16 protein-coding genes are annotated in these 22,335 nt (G+C 76.4%); 9 read left to right on the top strand and 7 right to left on the bottom strand.

Features of this window, described 5'->3' with window-relative positions:
- Positions 1-40: 40 nt before the first annotated feature.
- The 5 genes from ACF053_RS13175 to ACF053_RS13155 all read right to left on the bottom strand — a co-directional run bounded on the left by ACF053_RS13175 (position 41) and on the right by ACF053_RS13155 (position 8,527).
- Positions 41-1,276 carry an ABC transporter substrate-binding protein gene (locus tag ACF053_RS13175; RefSeq protein ID WP_391953952.1) on the bottom strand — a complete coding sequence of 412 codons (1,236 nt, stop codon included), beginning with the start codon at positions 1,274-1,276 and terminating at the stop codon, positions 41-43.
- Entirely contained in the window at positions 1,273-2,199 is a 927-nt protein-coding gene (locus tag ACF053_RS13170; RefSeq protein WP_391953951.1) for a hypothetical protein, read from the bottom strand. The genes ACF053_RS13175 and ACF053_RS13170 overlap by 4 nt, the downstream gene beginning before the upstream one ends.
- Positions 2,196-3,863, bottom strand: coding sequence for a VWA domain-containing protein (locus ACF053_RS13165; RefSeq protein WP_391953950.1), 1,668 nt, complete (start codon positions 3,861-3,863; stop codon positions 2,196-2,198). Before ACF053_RS13165 ends, ACF053_RS13170 begins: the two co-directional genes overlap by 4 nt.
- A 201-nt stretch (positions 3,864-4,064) precedes the next feature.
- Positions 4,065-6,632, bottom strand: a complete 2,568-nt coding sequence (locus ACF053_RS13160) for a serine/threonine-protein kinase (protein ID WP_391953949.1) — start codon at positions 6,630-6,632, stop codon at positions 4,065-4,067.
- Positions 6,629-8,527 carry a trypsin-like peptidase domain-containing protein gene (locus ACF053_RS13155; RefSeq protein ID WP_391953948.1) on the bottom strand — a complete coding sequence of 633 codons (1,899 nt, stop codon included), beginning with the start codon at positions 8,525-8,527 and terminating at the stop codon, positions 6,629-6,631. Before ACF053_RS13155 ends, ACF053_RS13160 begins: the two co-directional genes overlap by 4 nt.
- A gap of 54 nt (positions 8,528-8,581) precedes the next feature.
- Here ACF053_RS13155 and ACF053_RS13150 point away from each other — a divergent pair, with 54 nt between their 5' ends.
- Positions 8,582-8,965, top strand: coding sequence for a trypco2 family protein (locus ACF053_RS13150; protein ID WP_391953947.1), 384 nt, complete (start codon positions 8,582-8,584; stop codon positions 8,963-8,965).
- Positions 8,966-8,978: 13 nt separating this feature from the next.
- On the opposite strand, the gene ku is transcribed toward ACF053_RS13150, so the two are convergent.
- Positions 8,979-10,235 (bottom strand): non-homologous end joining protein Ku, encoded by a 1,257-nt coding sequence (gene ku / locus ACF053_RS13145; RefSeq protein ID WP_391953946.1) that lies wholly within the window; start codon positions 10,233-10,235, stop codon positions 8,979-8,981.
- 41 nt (positions 10,236-10,276) lie between these two features.
- Here ku and ligD point away from each other — a divergent pair, with 41 nt between their 5' ends.
- From ligD to ACF053_RS13105, 8 genes are all read left to right on the top strand, one after another.
- Positions 10,277-11,167 carry a non-homologous end-joining DNA ligase gene (ligD, locus tag ACF053_RS13140; protein ID WP_391953945.1) on the top strand — a complete coding sequence of 297 codons (891 nt, stop codon included), beginning with the start codon at positions 10,277-10,279 and terminating at the stop codon, positions 11,165-11,167.
- A 26-nt stretch (positions 11,168-11,193) separates the two neighbouring features.
- The gene (locus ACF053_RS13135; RefSeq protein WP_391953944.1) at positions 11,194-12,081 is read left to right on the top strand and encodes an ATP-dependent DNA ligase; all 888 of its coding nucleotides are present in this window, start codon (positions 11,194-11,196) and stop codon (positions 12,079-12,081) included.
- A 503-nt stretch (positions 12,082-12,584) separates the two neighbouring features.
- Positions 12,585-14,876, top strand: coding sequence for a PBS lyase (locus ACF053_RS13130; RefSeq protein WP_391953943.1), 2,292 nt, complete (start codon positions 12,585-12,587; stop codon positions 14,874-14,876).
- Positions 14,873-15,136 carry a zinc-ribbon domain-containing protein gene (locus tag ACF053_RS13125; protein WP_391953942.1) on the top strand — a complete coding sequence of 88 codons (264 nt, stop codon included), beginning with the start codon at positions 14,873-14,875 and terminating at the stop codon, positions 15,134-15,136. The genes ACF053_RS13130 and ACF053_RS13125 overlap by 4 nt, the downstream gene beginning before the upstream one ends.
- A gap of 388 nt (positions 15,137-15,524) precedes the next feature.
- Complete coding sequence (locus ACF053_RS13120; RefSeq protein ID WP_391953941.1) at positions 15,525-16,352, top strand: hypothetical protein; 828 nt, start codon at positions 15,525-15,527, stop codon at positions 16,350-16,352.
- Positions 16,353-16,390: 38 nt separating this feature from the next.
- Positions 16,391-17,668, top strand: a complete 1,278-nt coding sequence (locus ACF053_RS13115; protein ID WP_391953940.1) for an ATP-binding protein — start codon at positions 16,391-16,393, stop codon at positions 17,666-17,668.
- A 222-nt stretch (positions 17,669-17,890) separates the two neighbouring features.
- Positions 17,891-19,336, top strand: coding sequence for an FtsW/RodA/SpoVE family cell cycle protein (locus ACF053_RS13110; RefSeq protein WP_391953939.1), 1,446 nt, complete (start codon positions 17,891-17,893; stop codon positions 19,334-19,336).
- Positions 19,333-20,841: a penicillin-binding transpeptidase domain-containing protein gene (locus ACF053_RS13105; protein WP_391953938.1), complete on the top strand. Its 1,509-nt coding sequence runs from the start codon at positions 19,333-19,335 to the stop codon at positions 20,839-20,841. Before ACF053_RS13110 ends, ACF053_RS13105 begins: the two co-directional genes overlap by 4 nt.
- A 236-nt stretch (positions 20,842-21,077) precedes the next feature.
- On the opposite strand, the gene ACF053_RS13100 is transcribed toward ACF053_RS13105, so the two are convergent.
- Entirely contained in the window at positions 21,078-22,250 is a 1,173-nt protein-coding gene (locus tag ACF053_RS13100) for a ferritin-like domain-containing protein (protein ID WP_391953937.1), read from the bottom strand.
- Between the last annotated feature and the right edge of the window lie 85 nt (positions 22,251-22,335).

The following is a 22,335-nucleotide window of genomic DNA, read 5'->3' as shown; positions in this document are numbered from 1 at the left end:
GTCGGGCGTGGGGCGGCAGGGGGCACCCAGCCCCGGGGCGTCAGCCGCTGCCGCAGACCGGGGGGAGCCACGGGATGGTCTGGCGGTTGCGGACCCGGTCGAGGACGGCGAGCTGCTCCCCCAGCTGCCGGGGCTCGGCGAGGTAGCGCAGGACGGCCCGGTGGAAGGCGTCGCGCATCGCCGGAGGCATGGCGTCCGAGGCGTCCCAGCAGCGCATGGTGCCCCGGCCCCGCAGGGTCGCGTCGATGCGGGTCGTCGTGCGGTCGTCGTCGTACGCACCCCCCGGTACGGACCGGTTGGCGGTGAAGCCGAGCTGCGCCGTCGCCGGGTCGGCGAGGTGGCGGATCAGCGCCCGTGCCTCCGGGGTGTCGCGCAGCATGGCAGCGAGGTCCGCGGAGACCTCCCAGGCGGGCGCGGCGGCGCGGGCGCCGGGGACGACGGTGCGGGAGTGGACGTACTGTCCGCGCACCGCGGTCCAGTGCTCGCCGCCGCGGACGAACGTCGCCTGGTGCTCCAGCCGTTCGTCGTCACAGGCGGCCTCGGGGCCGCCCCACGGGTCCTGGAAGCCGGCGCGCAGCGCGGGCCCGACGCGCCGGACGTCACCGGCGCCGACCAGCTCCCCCCACGTGGCCCACGCCTTGCGCACCCGGGGGTCGGTCCAGGACAGGTCTCCCGTGGCCCACTTCTGGTACACCTCCCAGCCGGCCTGCTGGAGCAGGACGTCCTCCACCCAGTCCGTGCCGGGCCAGCCGGAGGTGGCACCCGACTCCATGGCCAGGCACCACTCGCGCGGGTTCCGCGCGATCCGGGCGACGTCGTCCTCGGCCAGGGCGCCGGGGTGCCACACCATGCTCTTCAGGTCGGCCTTCACCGGCACCCAGTGGACGCCGCCCGCCACCCGCGGCGCCCACATGTCGGCGTAGTCGTCCGGGTCGAACAGGCCGTCCAGGGGCTTGAGCCGGTCGGCGGCCGCGTACGCGGCGAGCTCCCCGGGTCCCGGCATGATGACCACGTCGGGCGGGGTGCCGGCCTCCACGTCGGCGGCGAGCACCTGGCTCTCGGCGGAGCTGCCCTGGTAGATGACCCGGATGCGGTGCTCGCGCTCGAACGGGTCGAGGACCTGGGTGCGGAACCGGTCCCGGTCGCCGCCGGTCCAGTTGCCGAGGACGGTCACCGCGCCCTTCCAGCGGTGCGTCCACCACACGCCGGCGACGACGCCGCCGGCGACCAGGGCCAGGCAGAGGGCGAGGACGGTGTACGTGCGGCGGCGGGTCATCGGCGCTCCCGGTGGCGGTACTCGGTGAGGCGCGGCAGCAGGCCGGCCGCGGACAGCGCCACCAGCGCCACCCCGGCGACGAGGATGCCGTCGGACAGCGACGCCCACAGCCCGGCGTCGGCGAGGTGCCCTTCGACGGTGGTCGCGGCGTGCCCGATGCCGGCGCCGGTGTGCCGGTCCCGCAGCTCGCCCACCGACGCGGTCGTGTCGCCGTGGGTGCCGAGCACGACCGTGGCCAGTGCCGCCGCGCCGGCCGTCCACAGCACGGTCGCGGCGAGCAGCGGCGGGTTCACCGGGCGGCGGAAGCGGCGGCGGGTGAAGCGCTGTGCCTCCAGGAGGCCGCCGAGCAGCGCGGCGGTCAGGGCGGCGGCCGCGGCCCAGGTCAGGGTCATGGGCCAGCCGAACCCGGCCTGCCGTTCGGCGACGGCCAGTTGCTCGTCGCGCAGGTCGCCCAGGTGGCCCATGATGTCCTCGTCCGTGCCCGGGGCGTCCAGGACGCGGTCGGCGTACAGGAGGTAGGCGCCGCGCAGCGCGGAGTCGTCGGGCTCGCGGTTGGCCTGCTCGATCCAGCCGGAGTAGACGGAGATGAGCCCGGTCGCGGTCTGCAGGGTGCGGCGGCCGGGGAGCCCGGTGACGTTCTCGGACGCGGCGAGCGCGAGGGCCTGGTGGGCGACGGAGATCTGGGTGTGGAACCCGCCCGTCCCGGCTTCCTGGAGGCCGTCCTCCGGGACGGAGGCGCGGGCCTGGCCGAGGGCGTGCTCGGCGGTGTCGACGGCGAGGACGCCGGGGGCGCTGGCCGTGGCGAGGCCGACGGCGTCGTGGTGCACGGCCCGGAAGGCGCCGAAGAGGACCAGGGTCGTGGCGGTGCCGAGCAGCAGCAGCCACCGGAGTCTGCGGGTGAGGTCCCGGGGGGTGGTGCTCACGGCCGCTCCTGGAAGCGGTGGCCGCAGCGCGGGCAGAAGCGGCCGGTCACCGGTGCCCGCGCGCCGCACGCCGGGCAGGGGACGGTGGCGGTACCGCCGCCCCCGGCGGGGGCACCCGTACCGGTACCGGCGGGGCCCGGCGGGCCGCCGGGGCGGTCGGCGACGCCGGGACGGGCGGCCGGGGTGCCGGGACGTGCCGGGGCGGCGGGGCCGGGCCGGTCGGCCGGGGCGGCGGGGCCGGGCCGGTCGGCCGGGGCGGCGGGGTCGGTGTCGTCGTCCGCTCCGGGGCCGTACGTGCTGTGGCTGCTGGCGGTGATGAGGTGCTCGAAGTCGATGGGCGCGAGGTCGGGCCGGAGCCTGACCTGCCCGGTGGCCGCGTCGACGATCTCCACGAGCCGTGCGAAGTCGGCCAGGGGGCGGGTCGCGCCGACGGTGTGGGCGAGGCGGACGCCGTGCCCGAGGTGCTGTTCGGCCCGGTCGCGGTCGCCCCGCCGGTAGGCGTCGGCGGCGGCCGCGACGGCCTGGCCGAGCTGCCCGAACAGCTGGAAGTGGGCGACCTGCGTGTCGGTGTGCCGGGACAGGGCCGGGTCCTCCGTCCAGTGGACGACGCACGGCTGCGGCGGCGGCAGGGTCACGCCCCGGGCGGCGCCGGGCAGGGCGAGCGAGACGACGGCCAGTTGGAGGTCCTCGCGGCGCGGCCGCCCGGCGGGGTCGGCGGCGAGGCACAGGTGGTAGCGGCGGGTCTCGTCGCCCCAGGCGCGGGTGGTGTAGCGGTACGGCCCGCCCGGTGCCGTCGGCTCGGCGGGCTCCAGGTCGGTCTCCGTGGGGAAGACCTGCTTGAGGTAGCGGACCGCCGTGCCGGGGACGGGCGTGACGTCGATGGCCAGCTCGGGGAGGCTCTTGGTGAGGAGCCGGGCGGTCAGCTTCTCGTACTCGGCGGGCAGGGCCGACTCCTCGCGCACGGCGCCTACCCCGCCGTGGAGCCGGCGGGTGATCTTCAGCAGTTCCCGGGCGTCCCAGCCGTCGCCGATGCCCCAGGCGTCACAGACGAAGCGGCCTTCGCAGGCGTCCAGGACGTCGTCGAGCGGCAGCAGTTCGTCGTGCTGGTTGCGGCCGTCGGTGAGCAGCAGGACGTGGCCGATCGGGGCGTCCCGGGCGGCGAGCAGCCGGCGGGCGAGGTCCAGCCAGGCGCCGATGCAGGTGCCCCCGGCGGCGACCAGGCCGTGGAGGGCCAGGTCGGCGCGTCGGCGGTGGCCTTCGGACGCCGCCGGCATCCCCTCCGTCGGCGGGTACGCCATGGCGGCCGTCTCGGTGCCCTGCACGACGGCGAACGGCGTGCCGTTCGGCAGCATCCCGATCGCCGCGGCGGCGGCCTGGCGGGCGGCCCGGAACTTCTCCGGCGGCCACGTCATCGAGCTGGAGCAGTCGACGACCAGGACCTCGGCGAGCAACGGGGCCGCGCGCGGAGCGCCGTCCGCCCCGTCGCGGCCGCCGGCCGCGGTGCCCGTGGCGCCGGCCGCGGCGCCCGTGCCGTCGACACGGACGGTCAGCACCACGTGCATCTCGTGCTCGCGCGCCTCGGCGGTCAGGTACTTCCACTGGCTGATCTCCAGGCCGGCCGTCGCCGTCGCCGTGCCGTCGTCCGCCGTGCTCCCCGGTGTCATCCGTCGCGTCCCCCCTCGTCGCGTCCCCGTGGTGGCGTTCCCGTGTGGCGTCACCGCCGTCGTGTCACCGCCGTCGTGTCACCGCCGTCGTGTCACCGCCGTTGCGCCTGTGTCGTCGCGCCTGTGTCGGTGTGTCCACGCCGACGTGGCGCTGTCGCGGTGTCGTGCTCCCGTCGTGCTCCTCGTCCTCCCCTGCGGCCCTCACCCCGGGGCCGTCGTCGCCTTCCGCCTCCGCCACCCCGTCGGTACGAGCCGCAGACGGGGCTCGGGGAGGGCGGCGTAGGCGCGGTCCAGCAGGTCGGCGCGGGTGGCCCCGTCCTGTGCCTGGTCGGCGAGGTTCCGCAGGGAACGCGAGAGCAGCTCGCGCGGGGCCCGCCCGTCGTCCCGCGGTCCGAGCAGCTCCCCCGCCGGGAAACCGGGACCCCAGCCGCCCGGCGGGCGGCAGGCCAGGGCGTTCTCCCGCACCTCCGTGACGAGGCGGTCCCAGGCGGCGTCCCGCTCCCCCGCGCGGCCCATCTCGTCGAGCCGGGCGACCGCCTCGCACAGGGTGCCCACCGTGGGGCCGCCGTCGGGCAGGCGGCCGGCGAGCACCCGTACGGCGGCGATGCGGGCGGCGTCATGGTGACGGGACGTCGTGGGCACCCCGTCGAGGACGGCGACGGCGGCCTGCCGGTCGCCGCGCCGGAGGTGGGCGCGGACGAGCCCGAACGCCGCGCTGCCCTGGGTGCGGTCGCGTTGCCAGACGGCGTCGTAGTAGTCCTCGTACCCGTCGGTCCGCCGCTCGTCGGCGGTGAGGTACTCGGCGCAGTGGCCGAGCGCCAGCTTGGGGGCCCACTCGCCGGGCAGCGCGGCGTACACGGCCGCGAACTCCTCCTCCGCCGCCCGTACGTGGCCCTCGGTCAGCCGCAGGAGCCCGCGGTGCCAGGAGACCCGCCAGTCGTACTCCCCCGCGCCCAGCCCCTGCGCGGCGTGCAGCCACCGTCCGGCCTCGGTGGGGTCGCCGGCGCGCGCGTAGGCGCGGCAGAGCCAGAGGGCGGCCTCGGCGGTGGCGAGGGCCGGGTCGCGGCGTGCCTGCTCGGCGATGCGCGCGGGGCTGTCGGCGGCGAGCCCGGCGAGGAGTACGGCGGCCGGGTCGCCCGGGTCCGGGATGGGGACGGGCAGGCCCCGGGCGGCCTCCCGCGGGTCGGGCGGCGCCAGGGGCAGCGGCGGCGGCCCCCCGGCGGCACCTCCGGCGCCGGTGGTCGTGGCGCCGCCCGCGCCGGTGGTCGTACCGCCCGTGTGCCGGGCCGGGTCGCCGGTCGGGTCCCCGGTCGGGGCGGTCGTGGCGCGGGGGCCTGCGGTCCTCGCGCGGCGGTCGGCGGCCGGGTCGAAGCCGTCGGCGGCCGGCGCGGTGCGGTCGGCGATCCAGTGCTCCAGGGCCGGGACGGTGCCGAGCGCCGAGCCGAAGAGCACGGCCGTGGGGGCGAACCGGGTCGAGCGCTCGGGGTACGGCTCGTGCCAGGTGAGCGCCTGGTGTTCGCGCAGGACCTCCCACAGCTGGCGGGACATCTCGGCCGCGGAGGTGAAGCGGGCCGCCGGGTCGGGGTGGGTCGCGCGCCGGACCAGCGCCTCGAAGGAGCGGGCGGCGAGCCCGGAGGCGGGCGCGGCGCGGGTGGCGAGGGCCTGGAGCGTCCGGCCGACGGTGTACAGGTCGGTGTCGATCCGGAAACCGCGCTGGTCGCGCTCCCGCTTGGGCGGGGCGTAGTCACGGGTGTAGACGAGCCCGGAGGTGCGGTCGTCGACGCGGCGGACGGCGCCCAGGTCGATGACCTTGATGTCGCGGCCGTAGTGGATGACGTTGTCCGGCTTCATGTCGCAGTACAGCAGGCCCTGTTCGTGGAGGTACTCCAGGGCGCCGAGGATCTTGCAGCCGTAGGTGACCACGTGGTCGATGCCGAAGGGCCGCCCGAAGACGGCGGTCAGCTCCTCGTCGGGGGCGTAGCGGATCCAGGCGAGGGAGCGGCCGGCGATGTACTCCATGACGATGTAGCCGGTGGGCTCGTCCTCGCCGGGCGCCTGGTGCTGGACGAAGGTGATGATGCGGACGATGTCGCGGTGGTGGAGCGTGGTGAGCGAGCGGCGCTCCTCGACGGCCGCGCGGCGGGCGACGGCGTCGCTGGTGTTGATGAGGCCCTTGAGGACGACGAGGTGGTCGGGGACCTTGGTGTCCTCGGCGAGGTAGACCCAGCCGAGGCCGCCCACCGCGAGGTAGCCGAGGACGCGGTAGTGGCCGCCGACCTCGTCACCGGGGCGCAGCCGGGGCTCGAAGGAGTAGGGCCTGCCGCACTCCGGGCAGAAGCCGTGGTCCGGGGCGGGTTCGCCGTCGTAGCCGATGCCGATGGTGCCGGTGCAGTTCTGGAAGCCGCAGCGGCGACCGCCGGTGGGCGGTCGGGCGGTGGTGCCGGCGGCGGTCCCCGGGTCGGGGGCGGGGATGTGCGGGAGCAGGACGAGGCCGTCCCGGTCGAGTGCGGCGGCGCTGCCCCCGGGCCCGTACGGAGCCGGCCCGGGTCCGGTTCCGGGCCGGGGCCCGGAGGCGTCGGGGCCCCGGCCGGCGGAGTCCGGGCGGGTGCCGGACCGGCCGGGCGCGGACCGGTCGGGCAGCGTCGGGTCCGGGGCGGTGGGTGCCGGTGCGGCCGGCGGGCGGCGGTGGCAGGTGTCGCAGAAGCCGGTGACCATCACCGCGCCGGAGCAGCCGGCGCGCGGGCAGGGCGCGGGTCGGGGGCTGGTCATGCGGGCGCCGCACCTCCCCGCTCGCGTCTCTCCGGACCGCGGCCGTCGCGGAGGAGTCGCTGCCGCTCGCGGTCGTCCCGCGCCCGCGCCTCCCGCGCGCGGTCGTGGCGAACGGGTCCCTCCCGCTCCCGTCCCTCCCGTTCCCGTCCTTCCCGTTCCCGTCCTTCCCGCTCCCGTCCCTCCCGCTCCCGTCCCTCCCGCTCGCGTCGCTCCCGGTCGCGGCCCTCGACGAGCCGCGTGTACGCCTCGACCGCCTCCTCCGCCGCCCGGACGTCGCACGGCCTGGCGTGCAGGAGCCGGTGGGCCCGGCGGTGGTGCTCGTCCACCTCCAGGTCCTCCCCTCCCTCGGTGACGCCCTGGTGCAGGGCGCGGTAGCCGTCGAGGCGGCCGACGAGCTCCCCGCGGCGGCGGCACAAGGCGTCGAGCCGGTCGGCCGCCTCGGTCAGGCGGGCGGACAGCCGGTCGGTGAGCCGCTCGAACGCGGCGAGGTCCGGCCCGTCGGCCACGCCGGCGAGCTCCTGGGCGCGGCTGAGGATGTGGAGGGCGCCGCCCGCCCGGTACAGGGCGTCGTGGACGGCCTGCGGGTCGTCGGTCCGTACGGTGGCCATGGCGTCGCCGAGGCTCTCGGCGAGCGGCCCGGTGAGTCGGCGCAGCCGGGCGACGAGACGGGCGCAGCGCTCCTGCTCCGGGCGGACGACGAGGTCGGTCCAGGCGCGTTCGTAGCAGGGGCCGGGTTCGCGGAAGACCAGCAGGAGGCGGCTGCCGCGGGCCCTGAGGACGGTGAGGAGGTCGAGCAGGGCGGGAGGGTCCACGGCCCGGTCGACGCCGACGAGGACGAGGGTGAGGGGGACGCCGCCCGACCTGATCCGGTCGGTGGCGGGGTCGGCCGGGTGCTGCCACAGGCCCATGCGTTCGGCGATCCGCTCGGCGATGCGCTCGGCGGTGGAGTCGGCGGCGTCCAGGGCGAGGTCGTGGCCGCCGGCGGAGGGGACGGTTCCGGGCGGGTCGAGCGAGGCCCGGTCGACGGAGGCGGTGGTGCGTAACTCCCGGTCGGCGAGGGTGATGGCGCGGCGCAGGGTGACGGCGCGGGCGTGGTCGCCGGGCCGCACCAGGCTGATCTTCACCTGGTCGCCGTCGCCGCGCAGCCAGTCGGCGAGGCGCTGGGCGAACGGCTCGTCGAGGGCGGGCCCGGGGGGCTCTCCGGTACGGGAGCGGAGCCGGTCGTCGACGGCGGTGCGGCCCAGGGTCCAGGCGGCGACACGCGGCAGGTGCCGGACGATGGTCTCGGCGGGGCTCATGAAGGAGAAGGAGTTGCCGTGCCGGTCGCGCAGGCCGGTGAGGACGATGCCGATGACCTTGCCGGTCGCGTCGTCCACCACCCCGGCGCCGCTGCACCCGGGGCTCGCCAGTTCGCCGGGGGTCTGCGGGCCCAGCTGGACCTGGCCGTCCCGCCCGCAGCCGCCGATGATGGTGGCGCGGAACCAGATGCCGCCGTTGTGCTCGTAGGGGAAGCCGTACATCCGCACGGTGCGGTGGGGTGCGGAGAGCCGGTGGAGGGAGACCGGTTCGTGGGCGGGCCTGGGGTGTTCGAGCCGGAGCAGGGCCACGTCGCCGCTGGGGTCACCGTCGGCGTCACGGGTCTCCGGTACGTACGCGTCCGGATCGGCCCAGGCCGTGACGGCGGGGACGGCGCCGCCGGGGGCGCCGACGAACTCGGCGGTCACCCGGGCCCCGGGGTCGACGACATGGGCGCAGGTGAGGACCCGGTCGGGGCTCAACAGGACGCCCGCGCCCGCGATCTCGCCGTTCTCCCAGCGGATGCGGACGGCCCAGGGCGGGGTCTTCGAGGACGGGTTCGAGGAAGGATCGGCGCTGACACCCCCGGCGGCCACCATGGTGCGAAACTATACGCGCGGGGCCCTCTTCTGCCCCATACTTGACGGACGGCGATGACGAGGCTGACGGCGCTGACGGTCGCGCCGGCGGCGGGGGACGGCGACGTACGGGGGTGCGGGGTGTCGGACGGTCAGGACTTCGTGGAGCTCGCCGAGGTGGTCCGGCACATCCGCGGGGAGTTGGAGAAGGCCCGCGACGACGCCGAGGGCCGCCCCCTGGGGTTCACCGTGGAGAGGGTGAACCTGGAGTTCTCGGTGCAGGTGCACCGGTCGGCCTCGGGTCGCGGCGGGCTGCGCATCGGTGTGGTCACGGCCGAACTGGGCGGCCAGGTGGACCGGCAGACCACCCATCAGGTGCAGGTCGAGTTGGTCCCCGAGTACGAGGGCGGGCGCCTCCGCGTCGCCCGGGGCACGCCGCCCCGCCCGTCCGGCTCCTGAGCGGAAGCCTCCGCTAGGCCGAGCGCTTGCGGGTGGCGGTCTTCTTCGCGGTCGTCCTGGCCGTGGACTTGCCGCCCGTCCCGGTCGCGGACTTGCGGGCCGAGCCCGCCGCGGCCTTCCCGCCGGTCGCCTTGGCCGCCGTACCGCCCGCCTTGTCGTTGCCGGCCGCCGTGCCCGTCGCCCTGTCGCCCGCCTTGCCGGTGGTCTTCCTCGGCGTGCCGCCCGTCGTCTTGCGTTCGGTGGTCTTCTTCGCCGCCGTCCGGCCCGTCCTCGCCGTGGACTTGCGGGCCGGCGGCTCCTCCGCCTCCTTGGCCGTCCGCGCCGTCGACTTGCGGGCACCGCCCTGCTTGGGGGCGCTCCGGGCGCGGGGCGGGGTCCTGCGGGAGGGCAGTTCGGTGACGGACGCCGACTCCCCGCCGCCCCCCTCCCCGCCGGGCCGCGCGTCCGCGTCCGGGCCGGGCTCCGCCGCCGACCCGCTGCCCGACTCCTCGCCGCGCGCCTCGCGGGCCGCCCGCACACTGCTCTCCAGGGCCGCCATCAGGTCGATGACCTGGGCACCCTTCTCCGGGGCCGTCTCGCGCGGGACCTCCCAGCCGCCCTCCGCCTTGGCGGCGATGAGCTCCTCCACCGCCGAGCGGTAGTCGTCGTGGAGGGTTTCGATGTCCACCTCGCCGAGGGTGTCCATCAGGGCGTCGGCGAGGTCCAGTTCGGCCTCGCGGACGGTGACGGACGTCTCCGGCGCGACGCCCTCCGGGTGGCGGATCTCGTCCGGCCACAGCAGGCCGTGCATGGCGATCACGTCGTCGACCACCCGGAGCATGCCGAGCCGTTCGCGGCCGCGCAGCGCGAACTTCGCGATGGCGACCCGCTCGCTGCGCTTGAGCGCCTCGCGCAGCAGCGTGTACGGCTTGGCGGCGGGGACCCCGTTCGCGGCGAGGTAGTAGGCGGCGTCCATCTGGAGCGGGTCGATCTGGGAGGCCGGTACGAACGCGACGATCTCGATGGTCTTCGCCGTGGGCAGCGGCAGGGAGGCCAGGTCCTCGTCGGTGATCGGGATCATGGTCCCGTCGGCCTCCTCGTACGCCTTGCCGATCTCCGCCGAGGGGACCTCCTCGCCGTCCAGCTCGCACACCTTGCGGTAGCGGATGCGGCCGCCGTCCTCGGTGTGGACCTGCCGGAAGGAGACCGACCGGTTCTCCGTCGCGTTCACCAGTTTGATGGGGATGCTGACCAGCCCGAAGGAGATCGCCCCGTTCCAGATGGACCGCACGGTTCGTCCCTTTCGTGCAGGAATCGTGGGATTCTCATCTTATGACGCCGATCACGGAGGTGGAGGGGCGGCGCCTCCCGCTCAGCAACCTGGACAAGGTCATCCACCCCGCCACGGGGACCACCAAGGGCGAGATCCTGCACTACTACGCGACCGTCGCCGAGGCGCTGCTGCCGCACCTGCGGGACCGGCCGCTGTCCTTCCTGCGCTACCCGGACGGCCCCGACGGGCAGCTGTTCTTCACCAAGAACCCGCCGCCCGGCACGCCCGACTGGGTGAGGACCGCGCCCGTCCCCCGGACGGAGGACCCGGGCGCCCGCCAGGTGGTGGTCGAGGACCTCCCGTCGCTGATGTGGGCGGCGAACCTGGTGGTCGAGTTCCACACCCCGCAGTGGCGGGCGCGGGAGCCGGCCGTCGCCGACCGGATGGTCTTCGACCTCGACCCGGGCGCCCCCGCCACCGTCGTCGAGTGCTGCCGCGTCGCGCTGTGGCTGCGCGAGCGCCTCGCCCGGGACGGACTGACCGCGTACGCGAAGACCTCCGGCGCCAAGGGGCTGCACCTGTACGTGCCGGTCGAGCCGACGCCCTCGGAGACGGTGTCCGCCTACGCCCGCCGGCTCGCGGTCGAGGCCGAGGCCGAGCACCCGCGGCACGTCGTGCACCGGATGGCGAAGGCGCTGCGCCCCGGCAAGGTCTTCGTCGACCACAGCCAGAACGCCGCCGCGAAGACCACCGCCGCCCCCTACACCCTGCGCGCCCGCCCCGCCCCGACCGTCTCCACGCCCGTGACCTGGGAGGAGGTCGAGGCGTGCGGCGAGCCGGGCGCCCTCGTCTTCCTCCCGGACGACCTTCCCCCGCGCGTCCGGCGGTACGGCGACCTCCTGCGCCCGCTGGTCGACCACGTGGGCGCGGGGTCGGTGCCGGAACCGTGAGGGCGCCCGTCGTCCCACCCGTCCGGGTGGCACTCGCCCGTGCGGTGGGCACCCTGCCGCGTGACCCCGGCCGCCTGGCGTACGAACCGAAGTTCGACGGCCACCGGATGGTGCTCTTCCGGGGGGCGGGCGACGAGGTGGCACTCCAGGCGCGGTCGAGCCGCCTGGTCACGGCCGCCTTCCCCGACCTCGCGGCGGCGGCGCTGGCCCTGCCCGAGGGGACCGTCCTCGACGGGGAGGTCGTCGTGTGGACCGGCGGCCGGACCGACTTCGCCGCCGTACAGGGCCGGGCCGCGGCCACGCCGGGCCGGGCACCCGCGCTGGCGAGGCGGCTGCCCGCCTCGTACGCCGCCTTCGACGTGCTCGCCGCGGACGGCGCCGACCTGCGCCCGCGCCCGTACGCGCGGCGGCGCGAACGGCTGGTCGGACTGCTGCACGGGCTCGGCCCGCCGCTCCAGGCGGTACCGATGACGACCGACCCGGACACCGCGCGGGACTGGTTCGACAGCCTGCCCGGCATCGGGGTCGAGGGGCTGGTCGTCAAGCGGCTCGACGAGGCGTACAAGGGCGGTGCGCGCGCGTGGCGCAAGCTGCGGCACACCGACACGCGTGACGCGGTGGTGGTCGGCTTCACCGGTCCGGCGCAGCGCCCGGCGGCCCTCGTACTGGTCCTGCCCGACGACGACACCCCGGTCGTCTCCAGCCCCCTCACCCCGCCGCTGCGCGCCCGCGCGGGTGCGGTGCTGCGGACCCTGCCCGCCGGCGACGGCGGCACGGCGACGGCGGTGGGGCTGGGCGAGGTGGCCTACCGGTCGGTACCGCCCGCACTGGAGGTGGAAGTCGCCCAGGGCACCACCCGCCACACGGTCACCACGGTGCTGCGCCTCAAGGAGGGGGGCGGCGGCGGCGGTTGAGCGCGCGGCGACGGCCGTCCCGAGGCCACCGGCGGGGGGTGTCGGTGCGCGCGTCGGCGGACGCGCGGCGGGCGCGTCGGCGGGGACGGGGGGACCCGGCAGACGCCGGTACGGGAGCCGACCGCGTCCCGGGTACGGGTGTCGGCGGGGGCCGTCCGAAGGCCACCGGCAGGCACGACGGCGGGGCGGGCAGGGCGGGGCCCGGCAGGCGCCCGCACGGGTGTCGGCGGGGGTGCCGCCGGGGCGCTACCCGGCGCCCGGCTCGGCTGTCGGCGAGGCCCCGACCCGGCGCGGCCACGAGTGCGGGCGGGGGTGTCCGCGGGGTCGTCCGGGGCGTTCCGGGGCGGAGGGCTGGCCGGACGATAACCGGGCAGAGAACAGAGGAAAAGGGGCGTGGACACGTGTCCGGAGCGTGTCCGGGGCGTGTCCGATTGCCGGGGCATCGCCGTACGCGGTGTGGTGCACTATTGCCCCCAAGTGCAGGGTTCACGGGGAGGGAAGGCATGTTCACGGGGATCGACGAAGTCGACTGGGCCTCGCTGGGTCATGCCTACGGCCCGGCCGACGACGTGCCCGCGCTGCTGCGCGGACTGGCGTCCGACGACCCGGCGGAGCGCGAGACGGCGCTGGACGGGATGTACGGCACGGTGCACCACCAGGGCGACGTGTACGACTCGACGCTGGCGTGCATCCCGTTCCTGCTGGAGCTCGTGGCCTGCCCCGAGGTGCAGGACCGCGGCTGCGTGGTCGAGCTGCTCGCCAGCATCGGCGGCATCGACCTGTCGGGCGACGACGAGCTGCAGGAACTCGATCCCGAAGACGAGGAGTTCGAGGACGCCGCCAACTACGCGATGGCCGCCGCCGCGGTCGCCGCGGGCGCGGACGTCTTCCTGGCACTGGTCGGGGACGGGGACCGGGAGGTCCGCCTGGCCGTCCCGGGCGCGCTGGCCTCCCTGCACGGCGACCCCGTCCGGGTCCTCGACCTGCTGCGGGAGCGGCTGACGGTCGAGACGGACACCGAGGTGCGCCTGGCACTGGTCGAGGCCGTCGGCCGGATCGCCCTGCGGTACGAGTCGCTGCGCGACGAGACGGCCGGCTGGCTGAGCTGGCTGTCCGGAGCGGCGCAGGACCCCGCCCTGCGGCTGGCCGCCCTGGCCCAACTGGCCCGCTGTGCGCCCGGCCGGCTCCCCGAGGACGTCGTACGGACCGTCACCGCGCTCCTCGCGGAGCTGCGGCAGACCGGACCCGCCCGGCGCGCCGGTGCGGACGGCCCCGGTCCCGGCTGTCCGTGCGGACCCGGCGGCGGCCCGGCCGCGGCGGCCGGAGGCCCTGGGCGCACCCCGCTCAACTTGCCTGCCAACGCGTTTAATTCGGCCAACTCCTGGGCCGCGTCGGGTGTACGCGACGCGTTGGGCGCGTCGCACCCCGTGCACCCCGCCCAGCCGGCGGAGACCGCCGATCTGCGCCCCGCCGCGCCGACCCTCGTGGGGCAGCCTCGCGAGCCCCGCGAGGAGCAGCGGGCGGGCCGCGGCGCGGCGTGGGCGGACGACCTGCTCCGCACGCTGCACGGCGCCCTCGACGACCGGGTCGACGACCGCATCGCCCTGATCACCGCGCAGCTGCGCAGCCCGGACGGCGCCCAGCGGACCGACGCCGTGTGGATGTGCGGCGGTCTCGTGCGCACCTGGCGCGGTGGCTACGACGAGGTGGTGCGGCTCGTCGGGGAGCAGCTGCACGCCCCGGAACCCCGGCTGCGGGCGGCGGCGGCGAGCTGGCTGGAGGGGCTGTTCGCGCTGGCCGGGCCCGCGACGGACGACCTGGCCGCGCGGGTCGCCGAGGACCCGGCGCCCTGGGCGACGGAGTGGATGGGCGGCCGGCCCGGTTCGGCGGGCGCGCTGCTCGCGCTGACCCGGGCCGGGGACGCGCGCGCCGTGCCGGCGCTGGCGCGGGCGCTGGAGCGGCCGGAGACGGACGGCCGCCTGCTGTACGCGATCCCCCACCTGGGCGAGGCGGGCGCCGCACTGGTACCGGCACTGCGCCGCCGGCTCGGCGCGCTGCCGCTCGACGACGACCTCGGCGAGCGGTCGGCGCCGCTGCTGCTGGCGCTGGCGGGATGGAGAGCGGTCGAGGCGCTGCCCGAGGTGCTACGGGTGCTGCGCGGGGCGCCGGCCGTCCGCCGCGAGTGGGTGCTGGAGTCGGCGCTGCGGGCGATCGCCGCCTTCGGTCCGGCGGCCCGGGAGGCGGTCGCGGACGTGCGGCCGCTGCTCGACGACCCCCGCGCCGGGACGGCGACGGCCGCCGCGCGGGCGCTGTGGGCGGTCGAGGGTGACGCCGGTGCCGTCCTGCCGCGGCTGCGGTCGCTGCTGCTGGCGCCGGACGCGCACGACCGGCGGGCCGCGGCGTGGGTGCTCGGGGCGTTCGGCGGGTCGGCCCGCGCGGCCGCGCCGGAGCTGCGCGCCTGCCTGACGGCGCGGGACGTCTGGCTGCGCGTCGACGCGGCGGCGGCGCTGTGCCGGGTGACCGGGGACCTCGGAGAGGCGCTGCCGGTGCTCCTGGCCGCCTGGCGGGAGAACCGCCACACCCGGATCGACGTCGCCGAGTGCCTCGCCGAGCTGGGGCCCGCGGGTCGTGCGGCGGCGGAGGCCGAGCCGCTGCTGCGCGCCGAGCTGGCCCGTACGCGGCGGCACAACGTCTCGGCGGGCGTCTCCGGCGACCACGACATCCACCAGGACGAACGGCTGCTGGAGCTGTGCCGGCGGGTGCTGGACGAACCGGCGACGGAGGCACCCGAATGATCGTCTTCGGTACCAAGGGGTACCTGTACCACCTGGCGACGGTGACCCTGGTGTGCGGCGGCTGCGGCAACCCCACGGCGCACGCGGTGCGCCGCCGGGTCACGAAGTTCACGCTGTTCTTCGTGCCGCTGTTCCCCGTCTCCACGTCGTACCGGACGCAGTGCGCGTTCTGCGGCGTCGAACGCAAGGTCACCGCCGCGGAGGCGGAGCGGCTCGCCGGGCCGGGCGGCGTCCCGGGAGGCGGCTCCCGCCAGCGGTGACGCGACCGCGTCGCTCGGGGCAGGGGGAGGCACGGGCACGGGGCAGGTACCGGCTCGGGGATCAGCTCCCGGCTCGCACGTGCCGGCTCGGGGATCAGCTCCCGGCTCGGGGCAGGCACGTAGGGGCACGGCGTCGGCATCGGGCTCCGGCTCGCGTTCCGGTCCCGGCACCACCTTCTGGGAGCGGTCGGCAGGGCGCCGGCTCGGTCGACGGGGTGCCGGCTCCAGGTGTGGGGCGGCTGTTACACGGTCGAGGGTCCACCGCAACGCCCACCGCCTACCGTGGGCGCAGCCCCCCGACGGCCCCCTCCGCCCCCGACGGACGGCGGCCGTGTCGCGGACGAAATAGGGTCGGGGCAGGACCGTCGACTGGAGCACCGGAACCACCGTGACCCCGCACCGCAGCCGCCGCACCGCCGTGCGCGCCGCCACCCGCCTGGTACCGCTCGCCGCGGCCGCCGCGCTGCTCGTGCCGCTGACGGGGTGCGGGAACGCCGGCGAGCTGAGGAGCGCGGGCGCCACCCCCACGGCCGTGGGTCCGGTCCGGCTGTGGCCCGACCTGCCGCCGGTGACGGCCCCGCCGATCGACTACGGCGAGAGCGACACCCAGCGGGTCCCCGGGGTGCGGGTGCCGGACGGCGACGTCCGCGCGGTCGACCCGGTCGCGGTGGTGCGCGCCGAGGTGGACGCCCACCCCGACCAGTACAGCGGCTCCGACGGCATCGACGACGGGACGGCGCGCGCGATCCGCGGGTGCGCCGGCGCGCCGAAGACCTGCCCGGTCCTCAAGCCGTACTACCGGGACCTGACCGGCGACGGGAGGGACGAGCTGATCGTCGGCATCACGATGCCCGACCAGCTGGTCGCGGTGCGCTGCTACCTGCCGGAGGACGGCGGCCTCACCCGCATCATGGCCACCGTCGAGCAGTTGGTGAGCGTCGAGCTGGCGGGCCGGGACCTGATCCTGCGGGCGGTGTCGGCGGGCATCCCCGGCTACGAGTACCGCACCGCCTGGTCGTGGGACGCGCAGCAGCGGACGATGCTGCCGGCGCGCGACGAGATCGTCCGGGTGAAGCCGAACCCGCCCCGGCCCGCCGCCCCGCCGGAGGCCGATCCGGAAGGCGAGCAGGAGACCGCGCCCGGTACGGGCACCGCCCCCGGGCCGACGCCCGGGGCCCAGGACGCCGGGGCCGGGGACGCGGGGGCCGGCCGGTGAGCGCCACGCGCCGGCCGCGGGCCGGACGGGTGCGGGGCGTGCCGCGGCGTCCGGCGTGGACGGCGACCCTGACGTGGAAGGCCGCGGTCTTCATCACGCTCATGTGCTGCGCGCTGGCGGCGCTGCTCGGTGCGCTGGTGCACGTGTCGGTGACGCGGCAGACGGTGGACACGTCCCGCGAGAAGGCGCTGTCCCGGCTGGAGGACGTGACGCGGGCGTACGAGGCGGGGGAGCCGCTGCCGCCGTTCGCGGCCGTCGACCCGGTCGGGCTGCCGCCGTCGCTGCGGGGTCTGGCGGCGCGGGGCGAGCGCGGCACGATGGTCGCCGACCACGAGGGCCGGCCCACGATGTGGGCGGCGGGCCCGGCGGACGGGCGTGCGCTGGCCGTACGGGTGGACTACTCGCTCGGCGCGCGCACCATCAGCGGGCTCGACCAGGCGATCCTCGGGTCGTCGGTGCTGGCGATCGGGGCGACGCTGCTGGTCGGCTGGTTCGCGGTCACCCGGGTGACGCGGCGGCTGCACCTCACCGCGCAGGTGGCCCGGCGGATCAGCGCGGGCGACCTGGACGCGCGCGTCAACGACCCGCGCACCAAGGACCCGAAGCGGCCGCAGGACGAGGTGGCGACGGTGTCGGGGGCGCTGGACACGATGGCGTCGTCGCTCCAGGGGAAGCTGCTGAGCGAGCAGCGGTTCACGGCGGACGTGGCGCACGAGCTGCGCACCCCGCTGACGGGCCTGTCGGCGGCGGCCGAGCTGCTGCCGCCGGGCCGGCCGTCGGAGTTGGTGCGGGACAGGGTGCGGGCGATGCGGGCGCTGACGGAGGACCTGCTGGAGATCTCGCGGCTCGACACGCGCAGCGAGACGGTGGACCTCGACGTGTACGCGCTGGGGCCGCTCGCCGAGCGCGCGGTGCGGGCGTCGGGCACGGAGACGACCGTGCGGGTGGTGCGGGACGCGCGGGTGGAGACGGACCGGCGGCGGCTGGAGCGGGTCCTCGGCAACCTGTTGGCCAACGCCCACAAGCACGGCCGCGCCCCGGTGGAGGTCACCGTCGACGGACCGGTGGTGACGGTCCGGGACCACGGCGAGGGGTATCCGGCGTACCTGCTGGAGCACGGGCCGCAGCGGTTCCGCACGGAGAGCGGCAGCAAGGGGCACGGGCTGGGACTGACGATCGCCCGGGGGCAGGCGGCCGTCATCGGCGCGGAGCTGGCCTTCGGCAACGCGCCGGACGGCGGCGCGCAGGCCCGGCTGACGCTGCCGGAGTACACGGACCTCGACGCGGACGGCGAGGACGCGCCCCCCGGCGACTGACCCACCGCCGCGGACGGGGCACCACCGGACGGGGCACCACGGAGCGGGGCGCCACCGGCCGGGCGCCGTCACCGGACCGGGCACCACCGGCCGGGCGCCGTCACCGGACCGGGCACCACCGGCCGGACGCCGTCACCGGACCGGGCGCGGGGTGGCCCGACATGACCATGAGGCAACCCGACATAAGGGACATAGCACTTTTATCTTGCTACGTTGCCCTCCATGACCGCAGCGACCTCGGACCCCGCGCCGCCCCGGGTGCGCCTGCCGAAGCGCCGCGGTGTCGAGCTCTCCCTGCTGGTCTGCGCCGTGCTGTGCTCCGTCCTCGGCTACGCCGACGTCGGCCTCGCCCACAGCGGCGCCGTACCGCCCGACGTCGCGGGGTACGGCGCCGGGCTCGGGCTGCTGGCGCTGGTCGCGCACCTGGCGGTGCGGTTCGCCGCCCCGTACGCCGACCCGCTCCTGCTGCCCATCGCCACCCTGCTGAACGGGCTCGGACTCGTCCTCATCTACCGGCTCGACCTGGAGACCCCGGCCGACCGGGCGGCGCCGACGCAGCTGGTCTGGTCGGCGCTCGGCTTCGCGCTGTTCGCGGCCGTGGTGGTGTTCCTGCGCGACCACCGCCTCCTCCAGCGGTACGCGTACGTGTCGGTCGCCGCCGCGCTCGCCCTGCTGGCCGTGCCGATCCTCTTCCCCGCGGTGAACGGCGCCCGCATCTGGATCCGGGTCGGGGGACTGTCCTTCCAGCCGGGCGAGTTCGCGAAGATCCTGCTCGCCGTCTTCTTCGCCGCGTACCTGGCCGCCAACCGCACCGCGCTCGCGCACACCGGCCGCACCCTCGGCGGCGTGCGGCTGCCGGCCGGGCGGGTGCTCGGACCGGTCGTGGCGATCTGGCTGACCAGCGTCGGCGTGCTCGTCCTGGAACGGGACCTCGGCACGTCGTTGCTCTTCTTCGGCCTGTTCGTCATCCTGCTGTACGTGGCGACCGGCCGCACCGGGTGGATCGCCGTCGGCCTGCTCCTCGCGTGCGTCGGGGCGTTCGTGGTGGGGACGCTCGAACCGCACGTGCGCGGGCGGGTGGAGGACTGGCTGCACCCCTTCGCCTCCATCGAGGCGGGCCGCGGCCCCGGGCAGCTCGCGCAGTCGCTCTTCGCCTTCGCGGCGGGCGGGATGTTCGGCGCGGGCCTCGGCCTCGGACACTCGGCGCTCATCGGCTTCGCCGCCAAGTCCGACTTCATCCTCGCCACCGCGGGCGAGGAGCTGGGGTACGTCGGCCTGACCGCGCTCTTCCTGCTGTACACGCTGCTCGTCGCCCGCGGCTACCGCTGGGGGCTGGCCCTGCGCGACCCCTTCGGGCGGCTGCTGGCGATCGGGCTGGCGTCCATCCTCGCCCTCCAGGTGTTCGTCATCGCGGGGGGCGTGACGGGGCTGATCCCGCTGACGGGGATGGCGATGCCCTTCCTCGCGCAGGGCGGCTCGTCCGTCGTCACCAACTGGATCATGGTGGCGCTGCTGATCCGCGTCAGCGACTCCGCCCGCGCCCCCGGCACGCCGGTCGACGGCACCGCCGACGGGCGCGCCGACGGCACCCCCGCGGCGGGCGGGGCGGGCGGCGGGGCCGGCAGCGCGGGCACCGTGCCGCCCGCACAACCGGAGGACGCCCGGTGACCCTCCCCCGCGACCTCGACCTGACCCGTCCCGGCAGCACCCGCACCGTGCGGCGGGCCGCCGCCCTGTGCCTGCTGCTCCTCGTGGCGCTGCTGGCGAACGCGGCGCGCGTACAGGTCCTCCAGGCCGACCGCCTCGACGACAACCCGGCGAACCGCCGCACCGTGCTGTCCCGGTACGCCGCACCGCGCGGCGACATCCTCGTCGACGGGCGGCCGGTCACCGGCTCCAAGGACACCGGCCAGCTGCTGCGCCACGAACGCACCTACACCGACGGGCCGCTGTACGCCCCCGTCACCGGCCACGCCTCGCAGACGTACGGCACCACGCTCGTCGAGGACGCCGAGGACGCCCTCCTCTCCGGCACCAGCCCGAGCCTCTCCCCGCTCCCCCTGTGGAGCGACATCAGCCGCGGGCGCCCGCCCGGCGGCCACGTGGCCACCACCATCGTCGGCGCGCTCCAGCAGGCCGCGTTCCGCGGCCTGTCGGGGCGGCGCGGGGCGGTCGTCGCCCTGGAGCCGTCGAGCGGACGCATCCTCGCCCTGGTGTCGAGCCCGTCGTACGACCCCGGGGTGCTCTCCGGCACGGGCAGCGAGGTCGCCACGGCGTGGGCGCGGCTCAACACCGCGCCGGGCCGGCCGATGCTCAACCGGGCGCTGCGGCAGACCTACCCGCCCGGCTCCACCTTCAAGATCGTCACGGCGGCGGCGGCGCTGGACGCCGGGGTCGTCACGGACCCCGACGCCCCGACCGGCACCCCCGACCCGTACCTGCTCCCCGGCACCCGCACGGTGCTGCCGAACGACGCCACGGGCTGCGGCGACGCCTCGCTGGCGTACGCGATCCGCTGGTCGTGCAACACGGTGATGGCCCGGCTGGGGGTGCGGGTCGGGCTGCCCGGCATGCTGGAAGCGGTCCGCAGGTTCGGTTTCAACGACCCCGGCCTGCGCGTGCCGTCGCGCGTGGCCCGCTCCAACTTCGACACCGGCATGACCCCGGACCGGCTGGCCCTGTCCGCCATCGGCCAGTACGACACGACGGCGACACCGCTGCAGATGGCAATGGTCGCGGCGGCGGTCGCCAACGGCGGCGAGCTGGCCCACCCGCACCTGGTGGACTCGACGACCACGGCGGACGGCGGGCTCGTCGGGCGGACCCCGCGCCGCACCTACGCGCGCGCCATGGAGCCCACCACGGCGCGGGTGCTGCGGGGGCTGATGGTGGACGTGGTCGAAGGCGGCTCGGGCAGCAACGCGGCCATCGAGGGCGCCGAGGTCGGCGGCAAGACGGGCACCGCCCAGCACGGCGTGGGCAACCTGGGCACGCCGTACGCGTGGTTCATCGGCTGGGCGCGGGCGGCCGGGGCGGCCCGGCCGGCGGTGGCGGTGGCGGTCGTCGTGGAGGACGCGTCGGCGCGGCGGGAGGACATCAGCGGAGGCGGCAGCGCGGCGCCCATCGCCCGGACGGTGATGGAGGCGGCGCTGGCGTCCGCCGCCCGCGACTGACCGCACGGGCAGCCGTGGTGCCCGTCGGGCGGCTGGCGCCGGGCCGGCGGGCGGAGCCCCGGACGGGCGGGGCGGCTGGCGCCGGGCGGCCGTCTGGCGGCGGGCGGAGGCGGCCGTCTGACGGCGGGCGGAGGCGGCCGTCTGGCGGCGGGCGCCGGACTCCGGGCAGCCGTGGTGCCCGTCGGGCGGCTGGCGCCGGGCCGGCGGGCGCCCGGCGGGCCGCCGCCCGCGGACCGCTACTTCTCCAGGGCCGCGCCCAGCGCCGTGGCGCCCTCCGCGAGGACGTCGTCCGCCCGGACGCCCTCCGCCTCCGCGCCGTCCGCGACGGCCCGCGCGACCTCGGCGACGCGCTCGGCCTCCTCGGCGGCGAACCGCTCGGCGTCGAGCCGCTCCGCGATCTCCTCGTCCTCCGCCATCAGCAGGTCGAGGTTGGAGTCGCCGAGGTCGAAGACCCCCATGTCCAGGTACGCCTTCTGCAGCCGCTCGCCCCACAGGCCGATGTCCTTGACGCACGGCACGATCCGGCTGAACAGCAGCTTCCGGAAGAGCTGCAGGAACTCCGACCGCTCCGACATCTCCTCGGCCTCGCGCTTCGGGATGCCGAAGTTCTCCAGCACCTCGACGCCGCGCAGCCGGTCGCGCATCAGGTAGCAGCCCTCGATGACGAAGTCCTCGCGCTCGCGCCGCTCGGCGTCGGTGAGCTGCCGGTAGTAGTCGCGCAGCGCCATCCGGCCGAACGCCACGTGCCGGGCCTCGTCCTGCATGACGTAGGCGAGGATCTGCTTGGGCAGCGGCTTCTTCGTCGTGTCGCGGATCATGCCGAACGCGGCGAGGGCGAGCCCCTCGATGAGCACCTGCATGCCGAGGTAGGGCATGTCCCACCGGGAGTCGCGCAGGGTGTCGCCGAGCAGTGACTTGAGGTTGTCGTTGATCGGGTACAGCATCCCGATCTTCTCGTGCAGGAAGCGGCTGTACACCTCCGCGTGGCGGGCCTCGTCCATGGCCTGCGTGGCGGAGTACAGCTTGGCGTCCAGGTCGGGGACGGCCTCGATGATCCGGGCGGCGCACACCATGGCGCCCTGCTCGCCGTGGAGGAACTGGCTGAACTGCCAGGCCGCGTAGTGGCGGCGCAGGTCGCCGCGGTCCTTCTCCGTCATCCGCGACCAGTGGCGGGTGCCGTGCACCGTTATGGCCTCGTCGGGGGTGCCGAGCGGGTCGTACGGGTCGACCTCCAGGTCCCAGTCGATGCGGCGGGTGCTGTCCCACTGCTTGTCCTTGCCCTTCTGGTAGAGGGCGAGGAGGCGGGCGCGCCCCTCGTCGTACTCCCAGGAGAAGCGGGCGGCGCCGGAGGCGGGGACCTGCCAGACGGGGGACCCCGGGTCGTTGGCGTACAGGTCGTGCGTCGACACAGGCGGCTCCTTCGCGTCGGCCCCAGGGTGCGGGCTGCGGGCGGGGTGCGGATGCGGGTACGGGTTCGGGTGTGGTGGTGCTGCG

The organism is Streptomyces kanasensis, assembly GCF_043077165.1.
Classification (GTDB): domain Bacteria; phylum Actinomycetota; class Actinomycetes; order Streptomycetales; family Streptomycetaceae; genus Streptomyces; species Streptomyces changanensis.
This window is presented reverse-complemented; position numbering and strand designations above follow the sequence as displayed.